This is a genomic window from Ignatzschineria sp. RMDPL8A, from assembly GCF_029815055.1.
In the GTDB taxonomy this organism is placed as follows: Bacteria; Pseudomonadota; Gammaproteobacteria; order Cardiobacteriales; family Wohlfahrtiimonadaceae; genus CALZBJ01.
Genome location: NZ_JAPPWA010000002.1, coordinates 837432 through 860101, shown reverse-complemented (window position 1 = coordinate 860101; position 22670 = coordinate 837432). Strand labels below are relative to the sequence as shown.

General features: G+C 45.0%; 19 protein-coding genes and 1 tRNA gene. 16 read left to right on the top strand and 4 right to left on the bottom strand.

Annotated features, from left to right (window positions below):
- The first annotated feature begins 135 nt into the window (after positions 1-135).
- The 10 genes from OXI21_RS05405 (at position 136) to ade (ending at position 12554) form a co-directional block, all read left to right on the top strand.
- The gene (locus OXI21_RS05405; protein WP_279618540.1) at positions 136-1515 is read left to right on the top strand and encodes an ATP-binding protein; all 1380 of its coding nucleotides are present in this window, start codon (positions 136-138) and stop codon (positions 1513-1515) included.
- Between the two features lie 141 nt (positions 1516-1656).
- Positions 1657-2778, top strand: coding sequence for a 23S rRNA pseudouridine(2605) synthase RluB (gene rluB / locus OXI21_RS05400; RefSeq protein ID WP_279618539.1), 1122 nt, complete (start codon positions 1657-1659; stop codon positions 2776-2778).
- Positions 2779-2821: 43 nt separating this feature from the next.
- The gene (locus OXI21_RS05395) at positions 2822-3745 is read left to right on the top strand and encodes an ABC transporter ATP-binding protein (RefSeq protein ID WP_279618538.1); all 924 of its coding nucleotides are present in this window, start codon (positions 2822-2824) and stop codon (positions 3743-3745) included.
- Positions 3746-3766: 21 nt separating this feature from the next.
- The gene (locus tag OXI21_RS05390; protein WP_347815513.1) at positions 3767-4540 is read left to right on the top strand and encodes an ABC transporter permease; all 774 of its coding nucleotides are present in this window, start codon (positions 3767-3769) and stop codon (positions 4538-4540) included.
- Between the two features lie 32 nt (positions 4541-4572).
- Positions 4573-5415 carry a VacJ family lipoprotein gene (locus tag OXI21_RS05385; protein WP_279618536.1) on the top strand — a complete coding sequence of 281 codons (843 nt, stop codon included), beginning with the start codon at positions 4573-4575 and terminating at the stop codon, positions 5413-5415.
- Positions 5415-6185, top strand: coding sequence for a 16S rRNA (uracil(1498)-N(3))-methyltransferase (locus OXI21_RS05380; RefSeq protein ID WP_279618535.1), 771 nt, complete (start codon positions 5415-5417; stop codon positions 6183-6185). Before OXI21_RS05385 ends, OXI21_RS05380 begins: the two co-directional genes overlap by 1 nt.
- A 74-nt stretch (positions 6186-6259) precedes the next feature.
- The gene (gene gshB, locus OXI21_RS05375; RefSeq protein ID WP_279618534.1) at positions 6260-7225 is read left to right on the top strand and encodes a glutathione synthase; all 966 of its coding nucleotides are present in this window, start codon (positions 6260-6262) and stop codon (positions 7223-7225) included.
- Between the two features lie 367 nt (positions 7226-7592).
- Positions 7593-8831 carry an NCS2 family permease gene (locus OXI21_RS05370; RefSeq protein ID WP_279619404.1) on the top strand — a complete coding sequence of 413 codons (1239 nt, stop codon included), beginning with the start codon at positions 7593-7595 and terminating at the stop codon, positions 8829-8831.
- A gap of 20 nt (positions 8832-8851) precedes the next feature.
- Positions 8852-10666, top strand: coding sequence for an adenine deaminase C-terminal domain-containing protein (locus OXI21_RS05365; RefSeq protein ID WP_279618533.1), 1815 nt, complete (start codon positions 8852-8854; stop codon positions 10664-10666).
- 148 nt (positions 10667-10814) lie between these two features.
- The gene (ade, locus tag OXI21_RS05360; RefSeq protein WP_279618532.1) at positions 10815-12554 is read left to right on the top strand and encodes an adenine deaminase; all 1740 of its coding nucleotides are present in this window, start codon (positions 10815-10817) and stop codon (positions 12552-12554) included.
- A gap of 96 nt (positions 12555-12650) precedes the next feature.
- Here the strand turns inward: ade and OXI21_RS05355 are convergent, their stop codons facing one another.
- Positions 12651-13430, bottom strand: a complete 780-nt coding sequence (locus OXI21_RS05355) for a PadR family transcriptional regulator (protein WP_279618531.1) — start codon at positions 13428-13430, stop codon at positions 12651-12653.
- A 235-nt stretch (positions 13431-13665) separates the two neighbouring features.
- Between OXI21_RS05355 and OXI21_RS05350 the strand changes: the two genes are divergently transcribed.
- Complete coding sequence (locus tag OXI21_RS05350) at positions 13666-14571, top strand: acetamidase/formamidase family protein (RefSeq protein ID WP_279618530.1); 906 nt, start codon at positions 13666-13668, stop codon at positions 14569-14571.
- Positions 14572-14679: 108 nt separating this feature from the next.
- On the opposite strand, the gene OXI21_RS05345 is transcribed toward OXI21_RS05350, so the two are convergent.
- Both OXI21_RS05345 and OXI21_RS05340 read right to left on the bottom strand, forming a co-directional pair.
- Positions 14680-14931, bottom strand: a complete 252-nt coding sequence (locus OXI21_RS05345) for a hypothetical protein (protein WP_279618529.1) — start codon at positions 14929-14931, stop codon at positions 14680-14682.
- A gap of 455 nt (positions 14932-15386) precedes the next feature.
- Positions 15387-16409: a DMT family transporter gene (locus tag OXI21_RS05340; RefSeq protein WP_279618528.1), complete on the bottom strand. Its 1023-nt coding sequence runs from the start codon at positions 16407-16409 to the stop codon at positions 15387-15389.
- A 221-nt stretch (positions 16410-16630) separates the two neighbouring features.
- Between OXI21_RS05340 and OXI21_RS05335 the strand changes: the two genes are divergently transcribed.
- The 3 genes from OXI21_RS05335 (at position 16631) to OXI21_RS05325 (ending at position 19677) form a co-directional block, all read left to right on the top strand.
- Positions 16631-17524: a LysR family transcriptional regulator gene (locus tag OXI21_RS05335; RefSeq protein WP_279618527.1), complete on the top strand. Its 894-nt coding sequence runs from the start codon at positions 16631-16633 to the stop codon at positions 17522-17524.
- Positions 17525-17679: 155 nt separating this feature from the next.
- Positions 17680-18729, top strand: a complete 1050-nt coding sequence (locus tag OXI21_RS05330) for a M42 family metallopeptidase (protein WP_279618526.1) — start codon at positions 17680-17682, stop codon at positions 18727-18729.
- An 81-nt stretch (positions 18730-18810) separates the two neighbouring features.
- On the top strand, positions 18811-19677 hold the full coding sequence (locus OXI21_RS05325; RefSeq protein WP_279618525.1) for a YicC/YloC family endoribonuclease: 867 nt from the start codon (positions 18811-18813) through the stop codon (positions 19675-19677).
- Positions 19678-19843: 166 nt separating this feature from the next.
- Here the strand turns inward: OXI21_RS05325 and OXI21_RS05320 are convergent.
- A tRNA-Arg gene (locus OXI21_RS05320) sits at positions 19844-19920 on the bottom strand.
- Between the two features lie 208 nt (positions 19921-20128).
- Between OXI21_RS05320 and OXI21_RS05315 the strand changes: the two genes are divergently transcribed.
- Together OXI21_RS05315 and OXI21_RS05310 are read left to right on the top strand one after the other, a co-directional pair.
- On the top strand, positions 20129-21406 hold the full coding sequence (locus tag OXI21_RS05315) for an exopolysaccharide biosynthesis polyprenyl glycosylphosphotransferase (RefSeq protein WP_279618524.1): 1278 nt from the start codon (positions 20129-20131) through the stop codon (positions 21404-21406).
- A 1-nt stretch (position 21407) separates the two neighbouring features.
- Positions 21408-22667, top strand: coding sequence for an oligosaccharide flippase family protein (locus OXI21_RS05310; RefSeq protein WP_279618523.1), 1260 nt, complete (start codon positions 21408-21410; stop codon positions 22665-22667).
- The last annotated feature ends 3 nt before the right edge of the window (positions 22668-22670 follow it).

Genomic DNA, 22670 nt, shown 5'->3' with positions numbered 1-22670 from the left:
TCCATCGAGGATATAATGGGTCGATTTAAAATGCTTACAAATGCTTACAAATAGTTGCATTACCATGGCTCAAACCTGACTTTTGACGTATGCTGTGAGGATATTAGCCTTTTTCCTGTTGATAGGATGTGTACTATGATCTTTTTTCGTTCATACTTCCATAAAGTCTGGTTTTCCACCGCCTTTTTGCTCATCATTTTGATGGTCATCGGTCAAGGCGCCTACATTCTCTCCCTAGACAAAGTTGAGCGGGACTGGAGTAAACTCTTTCGCTCAGAACTTCTTCAACCAACGATCGAAATTGTACAAATTACTGAAGATCACGGCATCAAGGCCGGTCGCGATTATATTAAATCGATCAATCGTGAAAAAAACTTCATTCTCACCAATGTCGATGTCAATCGCCCTGAACGCCGTGATGAATCGGTACGATTAAGTAATCACCAAGCGGTCATCTTTTTCTACTTTATGGATGAGAATCGAAACCCTATTCTCCTTGAGATTCGTAACGATCAGCGCATTTCACAATTTTTTAGCTCCACCATAGGGGGCTTTGTCCTGCGAACGATTCCGCTTATTTTATTAAGTTTTATCCTCACCTTTTTCTGGGTACGTCGCTTTAGCCAACCGTTAGAAGAATTTTCAAGTTATGTTAAGCGCATCAGCGATGGCGAGATGAATGTACGGATTCCCGAGCGCCTCACCCATCAGGCCAACGAAGTTGGGGACCTTGCGGTGCACTTTAACTACATGATCGATAACATTGCCGAGTTGCAAGAGAATCAGAAAAGGCTTCTATCGGACATTGCTCACGAATTAAGATCCCCACTATCGCGACAAAAATTGGCGCTCACACTTCTGCAAGATCCGAAAGTGCAAAACGATTCTGATGCGTTTTATCAATATATCGATCGTGCCGAAATGGAAGCCGATCGCCTCAATGAACTCATTAACGAAGTGATGGTTTATCTCCGTGAAGGGCGCAATAGTCAAGAGGTAATTACGCTCGAAAAGCTCTCGCTCACCTCCATGCTCGAGTCGATTATCGAGGATGCGAACTTTGAATTTTCACAAGAAAACCGCTCCATCGAGGCCTATCTGCCGAGCAATATTTTTATCAAAGGCGATTACATTCGCTTAGAGCGTGCCATTGAGAATATCATCCGCAACGCCCTTTTCTACACCCATGAAAATACCCGTGTCTTTGTGTCGCTACAGATTATCCGCCATTATGCCGTGATCGATGTGATTGACGACGGCGATGGCGTGCCGGCGGAACACATTCCCTTTATCACCAAACCCTTTTATCGTACCGATGAAGCGCGCAATCAGCGCCAAGGGGGCTACGGGCTTGGGCTTGCCATCACCCAAGAGATTATCGAGTGCCATCATGGCTCAATCGAATTTAAAAACCATGAACATAAGGGGCTTCAAGTCACCATTAAGTTACCTCTTTTACAAGAAGGCGTTAGCTCTGCGGACCCCGAGCCTAAAACAGAGACAGAGACGCCGTAATGAGTCCTCCTTTTTCGTTTTAGCTCACCCCTTTTTACTAGCACGGGCACTGCGGTGCTCGTCCCCATTCTTTTGCTATAAAGTTGATCTGAATTATTGTATAATTAAAAGTTTATCGCTAATTCTTTATTTAAGGAAATTATGACTGAACGTCTACAGAAAGTTCTTGCTAACCAAGGCTTTGGTTCTCGCCGTGAAATTGAAGGCTGGATTGAAGAAGGCAAGATCAAAGTTAATGGTGAAGTGGCGAAGCTCGGTTGCCAAGTGGATGGCACCGAAACCATTCATATTAATGACCGTCTAGTGACTCTAAAACCACTCGACTCCCTTGAGCGCCGTGTGCTTCTCTACTATAAACCTGAAGGTGAAATCTCAACGCGCCACGATCCTGAAGGTCGTCGCACCATTTTTGAGAGCCTCCCAAAAATCAATAACGGCCGCTGGATCTCCGTCGGTCGTCTCGATATCAATACGCAAGGATTATTGCTCGTCACCAACGACGGCGAACTTGCGCACCGTTTAATGCACCCTTCTCACGAAATCGAGCGTGAATATGCGGTCCGCGTCATTGGTGAATTCACTGATGAGATGGCGGAAAACATGAAAAACGGGGTGGAATTTGAAGATGGTCTCTCAAAATTTGAGGAGATCTTATGGTCCGGCGGTACGGGCGCAAACTTCTGGTATCACGTCACCGTTAAAGGTGGGAAAAACCGTGAAGTTCGTCGTCTTTGGGAATCGCAAGGCCTCATGGTCTCTCGCCTTATTCGAATTCGTTATGGCAATGTGGAATTACCGCGCCATCTTAAAGCGGGTCAATTTGTCGATATCGATGATGATGTGTTAAAAGAGCTGGTTGAATCGGTGGAGCTTGAGCATGTACCGACCAAAAAACGTTCCGAGAAAGATGAGCGCGTGCGTTCAAAACCTCGTCGCGTAGGCCGTCAGCAACAAGAACGTCGTCGCGGAGATCGACCAGAACGTGGAGAGCGCGGCGAGCGAAATGATCGCTTTGACCGTAGCGACCGCCCCCGTGGAGATCGTCAAGCCCGTCCAAATCGTTCGGATCGAAATGACAGAAATGAACGCAGTGACAGAAATGATCGCAATGAACGCCCGAACCGTTCAGATCGCCCAAGTCGTGATGATCGTTCAAACCGTTCACAGCGCGATGACCGTGATAATCGTAGCCAAAACCGCTCTGAGCGTCCCAGCCGTGATCGGAACTCAGGCAACTCAGGTAAACCGCGTCGCCGTTCATAATCGTTGACTCTTCTATTTAAAGGTTCTATTTAAAGGAATTAATATGGCATCCACACCTGCACTAAAAATTAGTCAGTTACGCAAAGAGTATAGTAATGGGAAAGTTGCCCTCAAAGGAATTGATCTAGAAGTGGAGGAAGGGGATTTCTACGCGCTCTTAGGCCCTAATGGCGCCGGGAAATCCACCACCATCGGAATTATTACCGATCTTGTCGAGCCCACCGCGGGCGATGTTGAGGTATTTGGCCACAGCATTCGCACCGATAAACATGCGGCAAAAGCCTTGATTGGTCTCGTTCCACAAGAATTTAACTTTAACCAGTTTGAGCCGGTTGAAGAGATCATTATTAACCAAGGGGGATACTACGGTATTTCACGCACCGAGGCGCGCCGAAAAGCGCATCGTCTGCTTGATCTCCTCGATCTGAGTGATAAACGTAAAGTGATGGCTCGCGAGCTTTCAGGCGGAATGAAACGCCGTTTGATGATTGCTCGTGCGCTCGTTCACGACCCAAAACTCTTAATTTTAGACGAACCCACTGCCGGCGTTGATATTGAAATTCGTCGTCAAACGTGGGAATTGATGCGCCGTGTGAACGATGATGGCACCACCATTATCCTAACGACGCACTACCTTGAAGAAGCGGAACAGATGTGTAATAACATCGCCATCATCAATCATGGTGAGATTATTCACAAAAGCAGTATGGATGCGCTGTTACGCCAACTTCAGTCGGAAAGTTTTATCCTCAATCTGCGTGAAACGCCTACTGAACTGCCGGAAATGGCAGGCATTACGCTCAAAGCGCTCAATGATCTGACGCTCGAAGCGGAGGTGCATAAACCGCATACCATTAGCGATCTTTTTGCCGGACTTGTGAGTAAAAATATTCACGTTGAGTCGATGCGCAATAAAGCTAATCGTTTAGAGGAACTCTTCTTGCGGATGACGCAGAAAGATAATTAATCGTTTCAAATAGGGATTATGATGAATAGAAATTATTGGACCGCGTTTTACACCATTTTGACGAAGGAGTTTTACCGCTTCATTCGCATCTGGCCTCAAACGCTTCTTCCTCCGGTGATCACCACCATTCTCTACTTTCTGATTTTCGGAAAGATCATTGGCGATCGCGTCGGTGATATGGCGGAAGGGATCGGCTACGCGCAATATATCGCACCGGGACTCATTATGATGACGGTGATTAGTAACAGCTACGCCAACGTCGTCTCCTCCTTTTTTAGTGCGAAATATAGCCGGCATATCGAGGAATTGCTCATCTCGCCGATTCCCAATTTAGTCATTATTGCAGGCTATGTTGGCGGCGGAGTAGCCCGCGGGTTTTCCGTGGGATTGATTGTGACTGCAGTGACGCTCTTTTTTGTGGATCTTAACATTCACAGTATTCCGCTTATGTTATCGATCTTTATTCTCACCTCGCTCGTCTTTTCACTTGCGGGGTTGATTAATGCGATTTTTGCGCGCCATTTTGATGATATCTCCATCATTCCGACCTTTATTTTAACGCCGCTTACCTATCTTGGTGGGGTGTTCTATTCGGTCGCGCTCTTACCTGAGCCATGGCAGTCGATCTCATATTTTAACCCCATTCTCTACATGGTTAATGCGTTCCGCTACAGCATTTTAAGCGTTTCCGACATCAATATCACCACAGCACTTGTGCTCTTAGGGGTGTTTTTTGTCGCGCTCTTTAGCCTCGCACTGACCCTCTTAAATCGTGGGATTGGCCTTAAATCTTAACTTAATTGTTCATACAAACGGCAGTTGGTACTATGAAATCATTGATTAAACTCACCTCTTTATTGGTCGCCGGCATCGTGCTCGCGGCCTGTGCGGGCACTCCGCATAATCCTCACGACCCGTACGAAGGGTATAACCGCAATGTCTACGCCTTTAATACCGCGTTTGATAAAGCGATTAGTAAACCGGTGGCAGAAGGGTATAAATTTGTCGTACCGCAAACCGTTCGTACTGGATTTGGTAACGCGTTTAGCAACTTAGGCGATACGCGCACTGCCGTGATTGATCTGACCCAAGGGCAATTTGTGGGCGCGCTTGAGAGCGTTCACCGTTTTGTCTTTAACTCAACTTTCGGGATCTTAGGCCTGATTGATTTAACGGAAAGCTTTAACCTTCCGGCAAAACATACCAACGATTTTGGGACAACCCTTGCAAAAATGGGCTGGAAAAACAGTAACTATTTCGTGATTCCCTTCTTAGGCCCTTCAACCCCTCGTGATGGCTGGGGCGTCGTCGGCGATCTCTTTGCAACACCGCACAACTATATGCTTAATAAATACGCAAGTGCAGGACTCACCGTTGCGGGACTTGTTCACCTACGAAGCGAACTGCTTGATGTGGATTCTGTGACGAAAAAAGCAGCGCTCGACCCGTATGTTTTCCAACGAGAAGCCTTTATGCAATATCGTACCGAAACCTTGCGTAAACGCGGCGTTACCATGCCCGATCACGATCAATATGTCGATTACGGCGATGACGATGATGAGATGTCGATCTCTGATCTCGCGCGAAAACGCAATCAAGCGAGCAATGATGATGAGGACGATTACGACAATCTCTCTTTAAGTGACCTTGCCCGGATGAAGAACCAATAATGAGCCGTTTTTACATCAATGAGCCCCTAAAATCAGGGGCTCTTTTAACATTAGCCGGCCCGCATTATAATTATATCGCCCGCGTTCTACGCATGCGCGAAGGGGAATCGATTACGCTTTTTAATGGCCAAGGCGGCGAATATTCCGCCACCATTGAATCGATTGCAAAGCGGGATTTAACCCTTTTAGTGGGCGATTTCAATCTTGAGAATCGCACCTCCCCCCTCACCATTCATCTCTACCAAGCGATGGCCAAAGGGGAGAAGATGGAGCTCGTCTTCCAAAAAGCAACCGAGCTCGGCGTGACCTCCATTACCCCCATTATCACCGAGCGTTCCGTCGCCACGTTAAAAGCGGCGCAACTGCCGAAAAAGATGGAGCGCTGGAATGCGATTATTGAATCGAGCTGTGAGCAGTGCGGGCTTAATATTGTCCCGACTCTCAACGAGCCGATCCCGTTTAATGCGCTTCTTGAGCGTTTATCTGCGGATTGTTCTACAAAAAGCGCTAACGAAAACCACGCCTATCTCACGCTCGCGCCCACAGGGGAGAAATCTTTTGGCGAGCTGATCAATACCGAGCTTTCCAAGATACGAGAATTTTCCATCATCATCGGCCCCGAAGGCGGATTAAGCGCTGATGAGATTGACGCATTAACCGAAAAAGGCGCACACAGTACGCGCATGGGAAGCCGAATTTTACGCACGGAAACGGCGGCCCTTAGCGTGATCTCATCGCTTCATGCACTCATCGGCGATTGGGCCGAATAGCGGAAATTGTTGCCCTTATTTCCCCCCATAGCCTACAATAATAGAATCATTTAATCGTAAATATAGAGACAATTATGAGTAACCAACCTCGCATTATTATCATTATGGATCCGATCCACACCGTTAATCCTGTGAAAGATACCACGCTCGGTATGATTGCAGGGGCGATGGATCGCGGCTTAGAGGTGATCTATACCCTACCGGAATCCCTCTATCTGAAAAATCAGCGTGTTTTAACCGAAGGGCAAACCATCACCATCGATCTGACTCAATCAGAGAGTTGGTACACGCTCGGCGAGCCTCAAACGATCGAGTTTGGGCCGAGTGATATCGTGCTTCAGCGTAAAGATCCGCCCTTTAATATGCACTATATTCACACTACTTACCTGCTTGAATTGATGGAAGCGCAAGGGGCATTTGTGTGCAACAATCCCCGCTCGCTACGCGATTGTAACGAAAAGATGTTTACCGCATGGTTCCCGGAATTCACCCCGCCAACGCTCGTTTCAAGCCAAGCCAAACACATTAAAGCCTTTATCAAAGAGCATCACGATACCATCGTTAAACCCCTTGATGGCATGGGCGGCGCTTCGATTTTCCGCGTTACAGAAACCGATCCGAACCTCAATGTAATTTTGGAAACGCTCACCGAACACGAGCAGACCTCCATTATGATTCAGCGCTACGTGCCTGAAATTAACAAAGGCGATAAACGCGTCATCTTAATTAATGGCGAACCGGTGCCCTATCTATTAGCTCGCATTCCCGCTGAAAATGAGACGCGCGGGAACTTAGCGGTAGGGGCAAAAGGCGTCGTGCAAGAGCTATCTGAGCGTGACTATGAGATCTGCCGAGGCTTAGCGCCAGAGCTTAAAAAACGCGGACTCTACTTTGTTGGCCTCGATATTATCGGCGATTATCTCACTGAAATTAATGTCACCAGCCCAACCGGCATCCGTCAAATCGATCAAGAAAAAGGTACCTTTATCGGCCGTGATCTGATTGATGCGCTTGTTGAAAACTGGAAGGCGCGCGGTTAACTTCACTGTTGCAAAAAAAATCTACTGCATGCCCTGTATCTATACAGGGCTTTTTTTGTCTTATCTTTCAAGATATTTACATGTACAACAACTTTATGCGAATGTAAAGTCTCTTAACACTAACAATTTTCTACTTTTCTTCTAAAAAAAATCTTGCTAGCATTAACACTTGAATTAGATCTTATCTATGGCGAGTCCTTCGTCAACAGAACAGAGAAACGGCAAGTTCACTGCTCTTCCGATAGTATTTGCGCATCTTTAAATGGAGTTAATCGTGTCTCACGAACGCGCCCTTCCCCCATCTGATTCCTCTTTTCTGTCACACTATTTTAAATTCAACGAGTACCAAACAAACTTTAAAAAGGAGATGATTGTGGCTTTTACCACGTTCATCACCATGCTCTATATTGTCTTTGTTAACCCCAAAATTTTGGGTGATGCAGGAATGGACTCTCAAGCAATCTTTGTCACAACCGCCCTCATTACCGCTATCGCCTGCATCTCGATGGGGCTAATTGCAAAGCTTCCCATTGCACTTGCCCCTGGTATGGGGATTAATGCATACTTTGCCTATGTCCTAGTTGGATCAATGAAGCTCTCATGGCAAACGGGCATGACGCTGTTATTTCTCTCTGCATCCACCCTCTTTCTTCTTTCTCTTTTTCGTATTCGCTATTGGATGGTCGCTAATATTCCTCAATCATTACGCATTGGCATTAGTAGTGGTTGCGGGCTTTTAATTACACTCATCGGCCTTCACAATGCAGGGATTATTGTAGCTAATCCCGATACTATGGTCACTCTAGGTGATCCTAAAGAGATTGGTTTTATCTTAGGATCACTCAGCTTTTTAATCGTTGCTGTACTTGCTTATCGTGGGAATCATGCTTCAGTTATGATCTCCTTTGTAATTATCACTGGAATTGCACTTATTTTCGATCCCAGTGTGAAATTCCATGGACTTGTTAGCCTTCCGCCATCTATTCGCCCCGTTGTAGGTCAATTTGACTTCTCAGAAGTATTCGAATTTTCCATGGTCGGTATTATTATCTCTGTGATGCTGATTAATCTTTTTGAGTCCTCCGGTACCTTTATTGCGGTCACTGAAAAAGCAGGCCTTGCTGATAAAGAGGGGCGTTATCCCCATCAACAAGCATCTCTATTTGTTGACAGTGGTGCTTCCGCTCTTGGTACTTATATGGGAACATCTGCTGTTACCGCCTTTGTTGAGAGTGCCTCAGGTGTTGCCGTTGGCGGCCGTACAGGCCTTATGTCAGTCGGCGTTGGCCTGCTCTTCTTATGTACAATTTTCTTCTCTCCTCTTGAGAAAATGATTCCTCTTTATGCTACAACTGGGGCACTTATCTACATCGGTGTTCTGATGGCGTCAGACCTCGCTCGCGTTAAATGGGATGATTTAACCGAAGCAGTCCCTTCTTTTGTAGCAACCATTGCGATGCCTTTTACCTTCACCATTACTGAAGGGATCGCACTTGGCTTTATTACGTACGCCATAATGAAGCTCTTTTCTGGACGTTTTAAAGAGATCTCATTCTGCACTATGCTAATGGCAATCCTCTTTTTAGCACGTTATATATTTTTATAATCCCTTAATGGAGTTCAATTATGTTTAAAGAAACCGTCACTGAAATGATCGAGGCTGGCGCCGCAAAAATTCCTGCTGACCTAATTATTAAGAATGGTCAGCTAGTTAATGTCACCTCAAGCGAAATCTATCCAGCAGAAGTAGCAATCTATCGCTCTAAAATTGTCGCAACTGGTGATGTAAGTGCATATTATGGTGAAAATACTAAAATCATCAATGCTAAAGGGAAATATTTAGTCCCTGGCCTTATCGATGGACATCTCCACGTTGAATGTAGTAAATTGTCAATGACAAGCTTTGCTAAAGCCGTACTTCCACGTGGAACCACTTCGATTATTTCAGGGCTTGACCAATATGTGGTCACTTCAGGTCTTGAAGGCATCCGTGAAATCTTAGATGAAATTAATGGCACCCCACTTAAGGTTTTTTGGGGGCTCCCTTTCCTTACGCCATACACTCTACCAAAAAGCAATATTGGATTTAATGTAACAGCCAAAACTCATGAGGAGGTGCAAAAATGGCCGGAAGTATTTGGCGTTTGGGAAACTGTCTCTGAATTTATTGAAAATCAACACCCAGACGTTATCCGCGCCATTGAGCTTGCACGTGAAAATCGTCTTCCCGTCTTTGGATGTGCGCCAATGACCCAAGGAGAGAAATTAAATTCCGTTATCTGCGCAGGTGTTAGGCTTGATCATGAAAGCTACAAACATGACGAGATGATGGAAAAAGTGCGTAAGGGAATGTATGTGCTTATTCGCGAATCCTCTATTTCTCACTTTATGGAGGAGAATATGAAGATCGTTACCCACTTAAATCCACGCGTTGCCCGTCGTGTTAGCTTCTGTACCGATGATGTAACAGCGGCCGATATTACTCAAAATGGGCATATGGATAAAGTAGTGCGTATGGCAATTGCACATGGCGTTGATCCAATTACGGCTATTCAAATGGGATCGATCAACTCAGCGGAAGCCTATCGCATTGATCACCTTGTCGGTTCTATCAGTCCTGGTCGCTTTGCCGATATTTTATTAATTGATGACTTGGTAAAATTTGAGATTGATACCGTTATCGCAAAAGGAGAGCTTGTCGTTGAACAGGGGGAACTCGCAATCGAACTCACCCCACCTCTTCGTAGTGACATTCTTCTCAATACAATGAAATTAAATAAAGTGAGAGCCGAAGATCTCTGCGTTCATACTGATCTTAATAAAGAGCACGTTCACGCCCTCTCGCTTGACGTTGATTTTGATATCCCCTTTGTTCGCCGCGCACGTAATGTCGTTCTTAAAAATAAAAATGGCATAGTCCTTCCTGATCTGGAGAATGATGTTCTATATGCCACCGTCATTGAGCGCTATGGCAAAACTCATGGTAAACCTGCTGTTGGATTCTGCTCAGGATGGAAATTAAAGGCTGGCGCTATGGCAAGCTCTTGCGCACCTGATGATAATAACGTGATCTGTATCGGCACCAATTCAGAAGATATGGCCGTTGCAATCAATCATTTACGATCAATCGGAGGTGGGCAAGTTATTGTTAAAGACGGGGAAATTTTAGGGCAACTGCCGCTCCCTATCGGTGGCATTGTCTCCGATCTTGATCCAAAACTGATGGCGATTGAAGAAGAAAAACTTCTCGCAATCACCCGTGAACTTGGCTCTGACCTACCAGATCCCATGTTCTATATGTGTTGTCTGCAGATCACTGCTATTCCCGATTTTGCAATTACCGACCTTGGCATCATCGACTTTGCAAAACAAGCGATAGCTGAGCCGGTTTTCCGTTGCGGCTGCAGCCACGGAAAGCTCGATCCTAACGCGATTCACTAATCGTTCTACAAATCAACCACTTAACAAATAGAGTGTTTACCTTTGAAAATTTAGCAAGAGCAATGACACTACAAAGGTAGATCACAACATAAAACCTTGGATCGCAGATACCTTCGTAATGCGGCCTAATGTTACAAAAGGAGTCAACATGTATACGTTTGATGATTTAGCCAAAACCATCGATATGGCATCCACCAAAATGGATGCCGATCTTCTTATCACCAACTGCCAATTTGTCGATGTCTATAACCAAGTTTTAGTCGATGGACCTGTGGCGATTGGTAATGGCCGTATTGTCGGCTGGGGCGATCATTATCGCGGGAAAGAGGAGCTCGATGCAAAAGGTGGCATTGTGATGCCTGGGCTCATTGATGGCCACGTTCATATCGAGTCCTCCTCGTTGACGCCGCCGCAATTTGCGCGCACCATTTTACCGTTTGGCACCACAACCATCATCGCAGACCCTCACGAAATCGCCAATGTATGCGGTTTAGATGGGATTCGCTATATGTTAAACGCCTCTGAAAATTTGCCCCTTGATGTTCGTTTAATGCTGCCCTCCTGCGTTCCGGCAACGCCTTTTGAATCCGCAGGCGCAGTTCTTGAAGCGGAGGATTTAGAAACGCTGATTCATGAAGAGCGCATCCATGGACTGGCGGAAGTGATGGATTATCCGAGCGTTATTGGTCATGCAAAACCGATGATCGATAAGATTTTAATGGCGAAAAAGCACGACCGCGTAATCGACGGGCATAGCCCCGGCGTCACCGGCACCGATCTTATGGGCTATGTGGCAAGCGGCATTATGACCGACCATGAATGCTCAACGCCGCAAGCGATGATCGATCGCCTCCGTATGGGGCAATATATTCTGCTGCGTGAAGGCTCGACCTGTAAGGATCTCCTCAATCTTCTGCCGGCGCTCACCCCGCATAATATGCGCCGCTGCGTCTTCTGCACCGATGATCGTGAAGCCAATGACATTCTCGAAAATGGCCATCTGACCAACCATCTTCGCCTTGCGGTAAAGGCCGGTGTTGATCCCATTATGGCAATTACTATGGGCACGTTAAATGCGGCAGAATGCTTTAGACTCTATGATAAAGGCGCGATTGCGCCGGGGAAAGATGCCGATCTTGTCATTATCGATAACCTTACCGATTTCAGGGCAAAACATGTACTTGTGAAGGGGCAAGAGATCGCCCGCGATGAAAAACTCCTCGTTGAGATCGACGATTACATCGATGAACGCGTATTAAATACGATCAATATTGCGCCCATCAGCGAAAACGATTTTGCTCTGCCTCTTACAAGCGACACCGTCCGCGCGATTGGAGTGATTCCGAAAAGTGTTGTCACCACTCTCAAAGAGACGCACGTGGTTAAAAATAACGCGGGGGAATTTGACCCAAAACTCAATGGTGATCTTAATAAACTCGCTGTAATCGAACGCCATCATGCCACAGGAAAGATCGGCTTAGGCGTTTTATCCGGCTATGGCATTAAAAATGGCGCGATTGCCGTTTCCGTCGCCCACGATTCCCACAACTTAGTGGTCGCCGGCGATAATGACCGTGATATGCTCGCCGCGGTAAAAGATGTTGAAGCGATCGGTGGCGGATTTTCCATCGTGCAAAACGGCGAAGTCTTAGCCCATCTCCCCCTTCCCGTTGGTGGCCTGATGTCCAATCAATCAGCGCAAGAGGTGGCGAGTGCTTTAGAAGAACTCATCCGCGTCGCCCGCGAAAAGCTCGCGCTTCCCGACACCTTCCATCCTCTTATGACCCTAGTCTTTATGACACTCCCCGTCATTCCAGAGCTAAAACTCACCTCAAATGGCCTTTTTGATGTTAAGCAGTTCAAGCTCGTCGATCTCTGTATTGAATAGCCTGCATTAATCCCAATAAAAAACCCCTTCCATTTCTGAAAGGGGTTTTACACAGTTGCCAGATTTTAACTTTCGGGTGCTATAGAATTTTGGGGGTTATAGCGTTTCAATCTTAGCAATTGTCTCTTCTAATATTTGGACGATCGCCTCATGCGTTTCGGCATCAACCTGTCGTTTATTACGGAGCACTCCGCGAAGGGTCTGCATTTTATCTCTAAAGGGAAATTCTGGAGAGAGTTTTTCTGCTTCATAGGCGGTTTCCATCGCATCAATCAATTGCCCCTGCGCTTTAAGCCACTCTAAAAGTGCCTCAGCATCGGCTCTATTTTGGGCGTAAATCTCTTGGCCTTCCTCGGTGATGGTGTAGAGCTTTTTCGCGCCATCCACCTCAGGCAATGCTAAATTACTCTCTTCTAAAAACGCGAGTACGGGATAGATCATTCCGGGACTTGGTTTATAAAATCCGTGCGACAGCTCCTCGAGCTCTTTGATGATTTGATAGCCATGCAGCGGTTTTTCAGCCAGTAATACCAGCGTTAAATTCTGTAATTCATCCGCTGAAATTCGGCGTGCGCCACTAAAACGCCCGGCTCCACGACCTTGTCGTCCTCTGCCGTTTCCGCCACATTGACCGGATCCACCATGACCTTTTCCGTGACCTCTACCACGCCCCACTCCTTTGCCACGTCCATGACCTGATCCTTCACCACATCCATGCCCACGTCCATGTCCGCCACCTTGCCCATCGTGACGACCACCACCGCCCATTCCGGCACATTTTCCATGGACATTTCGCATCCTGCCTGAGCCATGACGACACGCTCCTCGCTCCATCTCAAGGCCATATTCCAATCCGTATTCAAATAATCGTTTCATTGTTTGATCTCCTAATCTTGTGACGTAGTCCAAACATAGATCGACGATTCGATACGATGACTACGTGTTTTATATCTTAAGATATGTTTTACGATATACTTAATCCCTCTCTTCGTCAACTTTTTTTACCATTTTAGGTACGAACATTGTCTCCCTTCCCATTCTCACCTATGATGAAATCAGGACGTTTTTAATCCTTTTTAATGATTATGATATGAAAACCAAAGGAGACTCTATGAAGACTTTATCCCGCCGTGATGCGCTGATTTATGCCTTTAGCCCTGATAATCCCGCCAAAATGACCATCAATTCCGGCGACACCATCGCCATTGAAACCTATGACTGTTTTGAAAATCAGGTCAGTGAGAGCCAGCCCCTTGATAAAATGGATTGGGATCGCGTGAATCCGGCAACGGGCCCCATCTATATTAATGGTGCTGAACCTGGGGATATTTTACAAGCGGAGATTATTGCCATCGATATTGCCGATACCGGCGTGATGGTCACTGGCCCGGGGATTGGCATTATGGGACATAAAGTCGAAACGATGACGCAAAAGTCGATCCCGATTAAAGATGGTTTTGCGCTATTTGACGATAAGGTAAAAATCCCGCTCAATAAGATGGTGGGCGTGATTGGCGTTGCTCCAAAAGAAGGCTCAATTAATTGCGGTGTGCCCGATCAGCATGGTGGCAACATGGATACTAAACTGATTAAAGAAGGCGCGACACTCTATCTGCCCATCTTCCAAAAAGGCGCTCTCTTTGCACTGGGCGATCTTCACGCAGCGATGGGCGATGGGGAAATTGGTGTATCAGGGCTTGAAATTGAGGGGAAAGTGACGGTTAAACTCACCGTGATTAAAGGGAAATCGATCACCGATCCTGTGATTGAACTGCCAGAAAAGCTCGCATTTCTCTCCTCAAAAGAGACCCTTGATGAAGCGATTAAAACCGCGACGGATTTAGCGGTTACCTTCTTGCATGAGCGTAGCGGTTTATCCATTGCCGATGCCACTATGCTAATGAGCGCCGCCAGCGATGCGGAGATTTGCCAAATTGTCGATCCGCTCTTAACCGCGCGTTTTGTGATTCCCCGCTATATTTTAGAGGCGTACGGGATTGAAGGGTTTATCGAGTAACTAAGTAAAAAATCTCGCCTAAAATGCAAAAACCTCCTGCGATGTAGAAAGAGTCAATCTCTCATCCTCGCAGGAGGTTTTTAATAGCCAATTGAGTGCAAAGCGTGCTTAATCGCGACGACGTCTCGGTGCAAATGCCGGCTTTGCTTCCCGTTTTGAGCGCAATAGTAATAACAGACTCAATACAGAAAGCCCCGCTCCTAATAGATAAAGGAGTGGCGTGCTAAAGCCAATTCCGGACGAATCAAACAAGATAATATACGCCATCATTGCGAAAATGAGGCCAATCATCAACGAATTAATCATTTTTAAACGACGCGCGCGAAGGATCGCATCGCGTTTTGCTCTGTGCTCTGACATAATTCTTACTCCACCTGATGTCGTTCGAGCGCAATCGGTAATAATCTCGACATCTTATTTTGGTACGTTAAGGTAAATAATATTCTCTTCTAAAAAGAAGTTTAGGGGGCTACCTTATCAAACTCACTTTAGACGCTCATCTAAAGAATTGTTAAGAATGATTAATAAACCACTAAATACTTTTAGAATGAATCTATTAGGGTACGCCTTATTATTTTCATAGACAATCACTTACCCAAAGTATCTCTACTTAACTGATATACGTCAATCCCTTTATTCGGTTTATATGCTTATTGAAAAAGTGGCACAAAAAATTCCCTTAAAATCTCTTTCTGACAAGAAATGACACTTTAAGGGAATGTTATTACGAAGAATAGGGGGTATCTTCGTAAATTCTAGCGATATGACCGACTTTTCAGGCAGATCATTCGAACTGGGTGATTATTTAGAATCCTCTAGCCACGTTTGATATTGATCGCAGGAATTGCGCCTAATGACTCATGTTTCTCTAGGCGCTCGTAGCAACTATACACTTGTTTACTGCGAAGAGCTTCACGGCGTAATAGATAGCGCTGATGAAGGTTATTTAAAAGGAGCGCGGCGATAATAAAGAAGGTGCCCACATAATCGATCATCAATAATTCATAGCCTTGGATCGATCCAATCACGAGCGTTGTCACCGGCACAAAAGTGATAAAAAGCAGGCTATTGATCGGTTTTAGGATTCGCACCGCCTCATTCCAGCCCACAAGCGCAATCACACCGGGAAAGACAATCATAAAGAGTAGATCGTAACGAATCGCGTAGATACCCTCAAAAGTTGGCACCTCGGTCCAGCCCGCAAGCGAGGTTAACAGTACAATCACCGTCGTCGTCCCAATGCCGTAAATAAGCGTTAAGGTGGAGAAACGCAGCGTCGACCACTCCGGAAAACGATCGCCCCCCATTGAGTAGACCACCCAACCAAAGACGCCGAAAAAGAGGATCACTAAGGGGATCATTTGAGTGTGAATGGAGCTCATAAAATTGAGATCCCCTTTCGTGACCACAAGCAGTACGCCGATGAAGGCAAGTCCGATAAATCCTAAGGTAAAACTGTTGGGGCGTTTACGCGTTAATCCCCACACAAGGAGCACCGAAATCATCGGACATAAGGCTTCCATAATGGAGGCTAACAGCGTTCCGGTATCGCCTAAAAGATCCTGCCCCCAGAAGATAAAGAGGTTATAAACGGTGAACGCCATCACGCCGTAAAAGAGCACCGCCCCGCCACGACCTTCCGTTTTAAACGCCGCTTTTCCCTCTTTTTTATAGAGAATCACCGCTAAAATAAGCGCTACCGGGATGTAACGGAAAATCGTGAAATAGAATGTGTCAATATATTGGAAACTGTGGCTGGCCACGGGAAACATCGCGCCCCACGACACACTCGCCACCAGTGCTAAAAACGCACCCCATAAACGATTGCCTTGTAACATATCCTCTCCTTACCTTCGATCGGTTTTGTGTTGATCGGTTCTATTTTTTTACATCGATTTTTTTATTAATCGTTTTAATAACGAATTAGATGACATTAAACACTATTTCCTTTATCATTTGAAACGATTATAATTGATTATTATTATCATATATTTTGATATCTAAAATAACGATTACATCGATCAAATTCATTGAAAACAGAGCCTTAAGGAGGATTGAGGTGGATTTACGCGATCTCTATATTTTTCAAACAGTTGCTAAAGAACGTAACATTAGCCGCGCGGCAAAACAGCTCCATTATGTGCAATCAAATGTGACAACGCGGATCAAAGGACTTGAAGAGGAACTCGGCACCCAGCTCTTCCATCGGCACAATCGCGGGATGGAATTAACCCCCGAAGGGAAAAAGCTGATCACCTACGCAGAACGCATTACCGCCCTCGTCGATGAGATGAAAAAAGTGATGCAAGATGATGGCCAACCCGCGGGAAATCTCTCCATTGGCGCCGTTGAAACGGTGATTAAATTGCCGCTCATTCTCTCGCGCTATAATCAAGCCTATAAAAATGTGGATCTCTCCCTTGCCACCGGCGTTTCCGAGGAGCTGATCGATCGGGTCTTAAACTATAAGCTCGATGGCGCATTTATCACCGGAACGGCGCGCAGCAATCACCCCGATTTAAAGCAATATCACGTTTTTGAAGAGGAGCTCGTGCTCGTGACCGACCTTGAAACGAAAACTTTAGCAGAGATTAAAGAGCGCCCCTTTTTGGTCTTTGGCGCAGGATGTGGCTATCGGGCAAAACTGAAAGAATGGCTCCGCGATGAGCAGATTGTTTCGTCAAAAGTGATGGAGCTTGGCACGCTCGAAACGATCTTAGGCAGCGTCTATTCAGGGCTTGGCGTAACCTATCTACCAAAATCGGTGGTGGCCCATCATGAAGCCCGCGGGCTTATCAGATGCCACTCTTTACCGGCAAAATATAGCCGCATTCAGACGGTCTTTATCTGCCGAAAAGATGCCTACCAAACCCGCTCGCTTGAAGCCTTTATTGAAATTATTGAGGCGAGCCACGACGAACCAACCAAACCTGCGATGCTACCGTTTATATAATCTAGATTGCGCACAGATACTCGATTTTTGCCAATTTAATAGACAATTAGAAGGATCGAAGAACAGTTAGAAAAAAGTTATACTATTAAAAGTTGATAATATCGACGTAAATCAATCTTACGCGTTATTTTTATGATTTGTCTACGGAGACCGCTATGAAATTCAACCCAACGCATACGTTAATTACGCTTGAACATCTGGTGAATCGCCCCAGTCCGTCAGGCGATACGCGTGCAATCATCCACTATTTGAAAGATCGATTCACAGCGTCGGGCATCGAATTTACGACTACGCAAAAGGGCGCGATTTTAGTAACGCTAAAAGGTCATGACGATTCAAAAGCCCGTCTTTTAACCGCTCACGTTGATACCCTGGGCGCGATGGTCAAAGAGATTAAAGCCGATGGTCGCCTTAAACTCTCTAAACTCGGTGGCTTTAATTGGAATAGCGTTGAGGGCGAATATTGCATTATTCATCGCCACAATCAGCTTCCGGTACGCGGCACCATTTTGATGCATCAAGCGTCGGTGCATGTCTATAAAGAGAGTGGCGAGCTACCTCGAAATGATGAGAATATCGAGGTACGCATTGATGCGATCACACGTTCAAAAGAAGAGACCGAAGCGCTCGGCATTTCGGTGGGCGATTATGTGTCGTTCGATCCTCGTTTTGAAACGCTCGATAATGGCTTTGTTAAATCGCGCCATTTAGATGATAAAGCTGCGGTTGCACTTCTAATTGAGCTTGCCGAACAGATCGCTTCAAATGCGATCACCCTGCCCTACACCACCTATCTCTATATCTCCAATAATGAAGAGGTGGGCTTTGGGGGGAACTCCGCAATTCCGGCTAATGTAACGGAATATGTTGCGGTGGATATGGGCGCGATTGGCGATGGGCAAAATTCCGATGAGTTTAGCGTTTCGATCTGCGCGAAAGATTCATCGGGGCCTTATCATCACGGACTCACCTCACAGATGCGCGCACTCTGTAGTGAGTTTAAAATTCCTCATAAAGTCGATATCTATCCCTATTATGGCTCAGACGCCTCGGCGGCAATTCGTGCAGGATACGATCTGAAACATGCGCTCATTGGCCCGGGAATTGATGCCTCACACAGCATGGAGCGCACCCATATTGACTCACTTCACGCGACGTTTAATCTCTTAGTTCGCTATGTGGAAAGTGAGATGATTAGCGAATAATCTTTTTCAGAAAATCCGCCGATCCCTTATAATGAACGGTTATACGATTCATTGACCGATTTTAAACAAAAAGGCAGTACTATGTTGTTATCTATGACGGGCTTTGCTCGCGAATCACAGCTGACCGATCTTGGCATGCTTAGCATCGAAATCCGCAGCGTCAATCACCGCTATCTCGACCCTTCGTTTCGAATGCCGGAGCTGCTCCGCAATTTTGAGCCGGTACTCCGTGAAGTGCTCGCTGAGAAGATTTCACGTGGAAAGGTGGATATTTCGATTCGCCTCGACATGGACCAAAACCCGGCATCGACGCTCATTTTTAACCGCGATTTAGCCACTCGCATTGTGGAAATTCATCAAGAAACACAAGGTTTGCTCGGCGATGAGCGCGTATTAACCGCAACCGAATTGATGCGTTTCCCCAATGTGGTAACCACTGCAGCGCCTGATCCTGAAGCGATTAAACCGGTGTTAATGACACTTTTTAATAACGCGCTTGATGCCCTTTTAGAAAATCGTAAACGTGAAGGAACTCGCATTCTTGAGATGCTCACCGAGCGCCTTAATAAGATGGCAGACCTTGTGATTGATGCGAAAGCCCAGCGCCCGACCGCCATTGAAAAAATTAAAGAGCGCCTACTTTCGCGCCTTGAAGAGATCGATATTGAGCACGATCCCAACCGTTTTGAGCAAGAGCTCGTCTATGTGACTCAGCGCCTCGATGTCGATGAGGAGATCGATCGTTTAAACGCTCATATTGAAGAGATGCGCAATGTCTTTACCCGCAATGAACCCGTAGGTCGTCGCTTAGATTTTCTCTCACAAGAGCTCAATCGTGAAGCCAATACCCTTGGCTCAAAATCCCAAGATGTGAAGCTCACCCAGATCGGCGTTGATCTTAAAGTATTGATCGAACAGATCCGCGAACAGATTCAAAACATTGAGTAATTTGGGCATCAGATCATTCAATCAAGATTGAGATACAGGGCTCCGATGGGAGTCCTTTCTTATTTAACCTACTCCCAATCAAAGCAACAGTAATAGACAACACAATCACAAAAAAGCCTTTAATACCACTCAACATAAGGATATTAAAGGCTTTTTCATCTCAATCTGGCGCGCCCAAGAGGGATCGAACCTCTGACCTTCAGTTTCGGAAACTGACACTCTATCCAACTGAGCTATGAGCGCTTTTAATAATAGGAAGGTATTATACAAGATTTTTACTAAAAAGGGGAAGATTGCGGATTTTATAGTGGAAATTTATTACCAACAGGTAAAAACTTGATTAACCCCACTCGATTACATAAATATGCTAAAATTACGCCTTTACGAGAGTGTGACTGCTTGTATAATAGAGCAGTGTGTAGATTGTTGTAGCTTATTATTAGGGGTTAATGTGACGGATCATTTTCATCGTCGCCATTCGCGTTGGTACGAGGTTATTCTGTTTAACTTCTGGTTCCAACTCATTGTTGGCGCCTTTTTTATCGTGCTTCTCCCACATGCGATTCGTTGGGAATCTTTGCTTTTCAATCAAGCAAAGTGGAATTCCGTCCAGATTAATACGCTCATCGCCAATGGCGTTGCTTTTTTTATCGCCTTTTTAGTATTAAAAAAGATGCAACAATTCCCAGGCTCTCGTTCCATGAGCTACCTCTTCCCTACCATCGCAACTAGCTGGCTTATCGTTATCGCCATACTGCTTTTTATGCGCGAAGAGTATGCCCGTAGCGTCCTCTTTATATCGTTTTTACTCGCCAATTTCTGGGCATTTTTAGGGTTTTTCATTGGCCGAAAATATTATAAGCCTAAACTCGCCATCGTCCCCTTTGGTCGCGCACTTGAATTAGCCGATACTAAACAAGCCGTCATCACTATTTTAGATTCCCCCGATCTTGGCAAACGCCGCTATGATGCCATCGTCGCCGATCTTCATTCAACGATGCCCGATGAGTGGCAACGCTTTTTAAGCGAATGCACTCTGTCCCATATTCCTGTCTTTCATACCACACAACTGACTGAAAACCTAACTGGCCGAGTACAGCTCGATCACCTCTCCGAAAATATTTTTGGGCATCTGCAACCTTCCCTCTTTTATATCGGCGCAAAACGCTTATTCGATACACTCGTTGCCCTTGGCTTTTTGCCTTTACTGCTCCCTGTATTTCTCATTACCGCAATTTTAATCAAGCTAGATAGCAAAGGTCCCATTTTTTATAATCAAGAGCGTATTGGTTATCGCAATAAAATATTTAAGATGTATAAATTCCGCAGTATGAGGACCGATTTAGAAGGTCGCGGCTTTACAGAAGGAGAAGACGACCCCAGAATTACGCGAGTAGGTAAAATTATTCGTAAATATCGCATCGATGAATTACCACAGTTTCTTAATGTTTTGAAAGGCGATATGAGCTTTATCGGCCCACGCCCTGAATCTCTAACACTGTCAAAATGGTATGAAAAAGATGTCCCATTCTTCAATTATCGTCATATCGTCAGACCGGGAATCTCCGGCTGGGCACAAGTCACACAAGGCTATGCCGCAGAAGTTGACGGCATGAAAATAAAGCTACAATACGACTTCTACTACATCAAACATTTCTCCCTCTGGCTCGATATTTTAATTGTCTTTAAGACGATTCGAACCATGTTGACGGGATTTGGGGCTAGGTAACATGACTAAACCTACGTCTCTTAAAAGAAATGCATTTTCGCTTCTTACAATGCAAGCAATTAACTATCTTGTCCCATTAATCACACTACCATACTTAACCAGAACTCTAGGAGTTGATCAGTATGGGGCGCTCAACTTAGCAATAAGTTTAATCCAGTATGGAGTACTGTTTGTTACTTTCGGATTTAACCTTAGTGCAACACAATATATAGCACGACATAGGGAATCTTCCTTACTAATTAGCCGTGCTTTTTGGGAAACTATTACTGCAAAATTTATACTACTCGGCATTGCCTTCACAGTACTTACTATCATTACTCTCACTATAGAAAGTTTCTATGAAATTCGATGGGTTATTTTTATTCTTTTTTTACAGTTGATAGCCGTAGCTATCGATCCATTATGGTTTTTCCAAGGAATAGAAAAGCTTGAAAAAGTATCACTTATAGGGTCAGCTATTAAAGTCTTAAACATTCCACTACTATTTTGGTTTGTGCACTCCCCTGACGATGTTGTTATTGCAGCAGGAATTCAAGCTTTCATTATTTTATTAATTGCGCTAATCAACTTATACCTTGTAAAAAAAGAAGCAATTATAAAGTGCATTAAGTATTCTCAGTTAAAAATCACCAAAGCATTAATGGCTTCTCTTCCTCTATTTATTGGCGCTGCGGCAATTAGCCTTTATAATACCAGCACCCCTATTATTTTAGGGCTAGTCAATAGCTATGAGGAGGTAGGAATCTATTCTGCAAGTTTTAGAATACAAGTAGCTGCTATAGGAGTGTTCACTGTTTTAGGGCAAGTAATCTACCCTAGAGCTAATCACCTTTTTGCAACAGATACCAAAGCTGCATACCTATTTATAAAAAAACTACTCGTTTATATGCTACCTACCTTACTAATATTTTCTATACTTTTTTATTTTATTGTGCCTATTCTAGCCACTTGGGTATTAGGAAAAGAGTTTAAACAATCTGCTGAAGCATTAAAAGTTATGACTCCAATGCTATTTTTTACTCCTTACTGCGTTGTCTTTGCTCATAATTTACTTTTACCTCTTGGGTATAAACGTCTTTATTACATTCAACCTCTCATCATTGGTCTAATACATGTTTTTTATACAGTTATCCTTAGCTCTTATTTTGGAGCTCTTGGAGCCAGTATTTCTATCACAATCACTGAAAGCCTGAATTTTATTGTTTTAGGGATTTGCGTTCTTTTACTCACAGATCTAAAAAAATATTTTATTAAAAAGTGACTA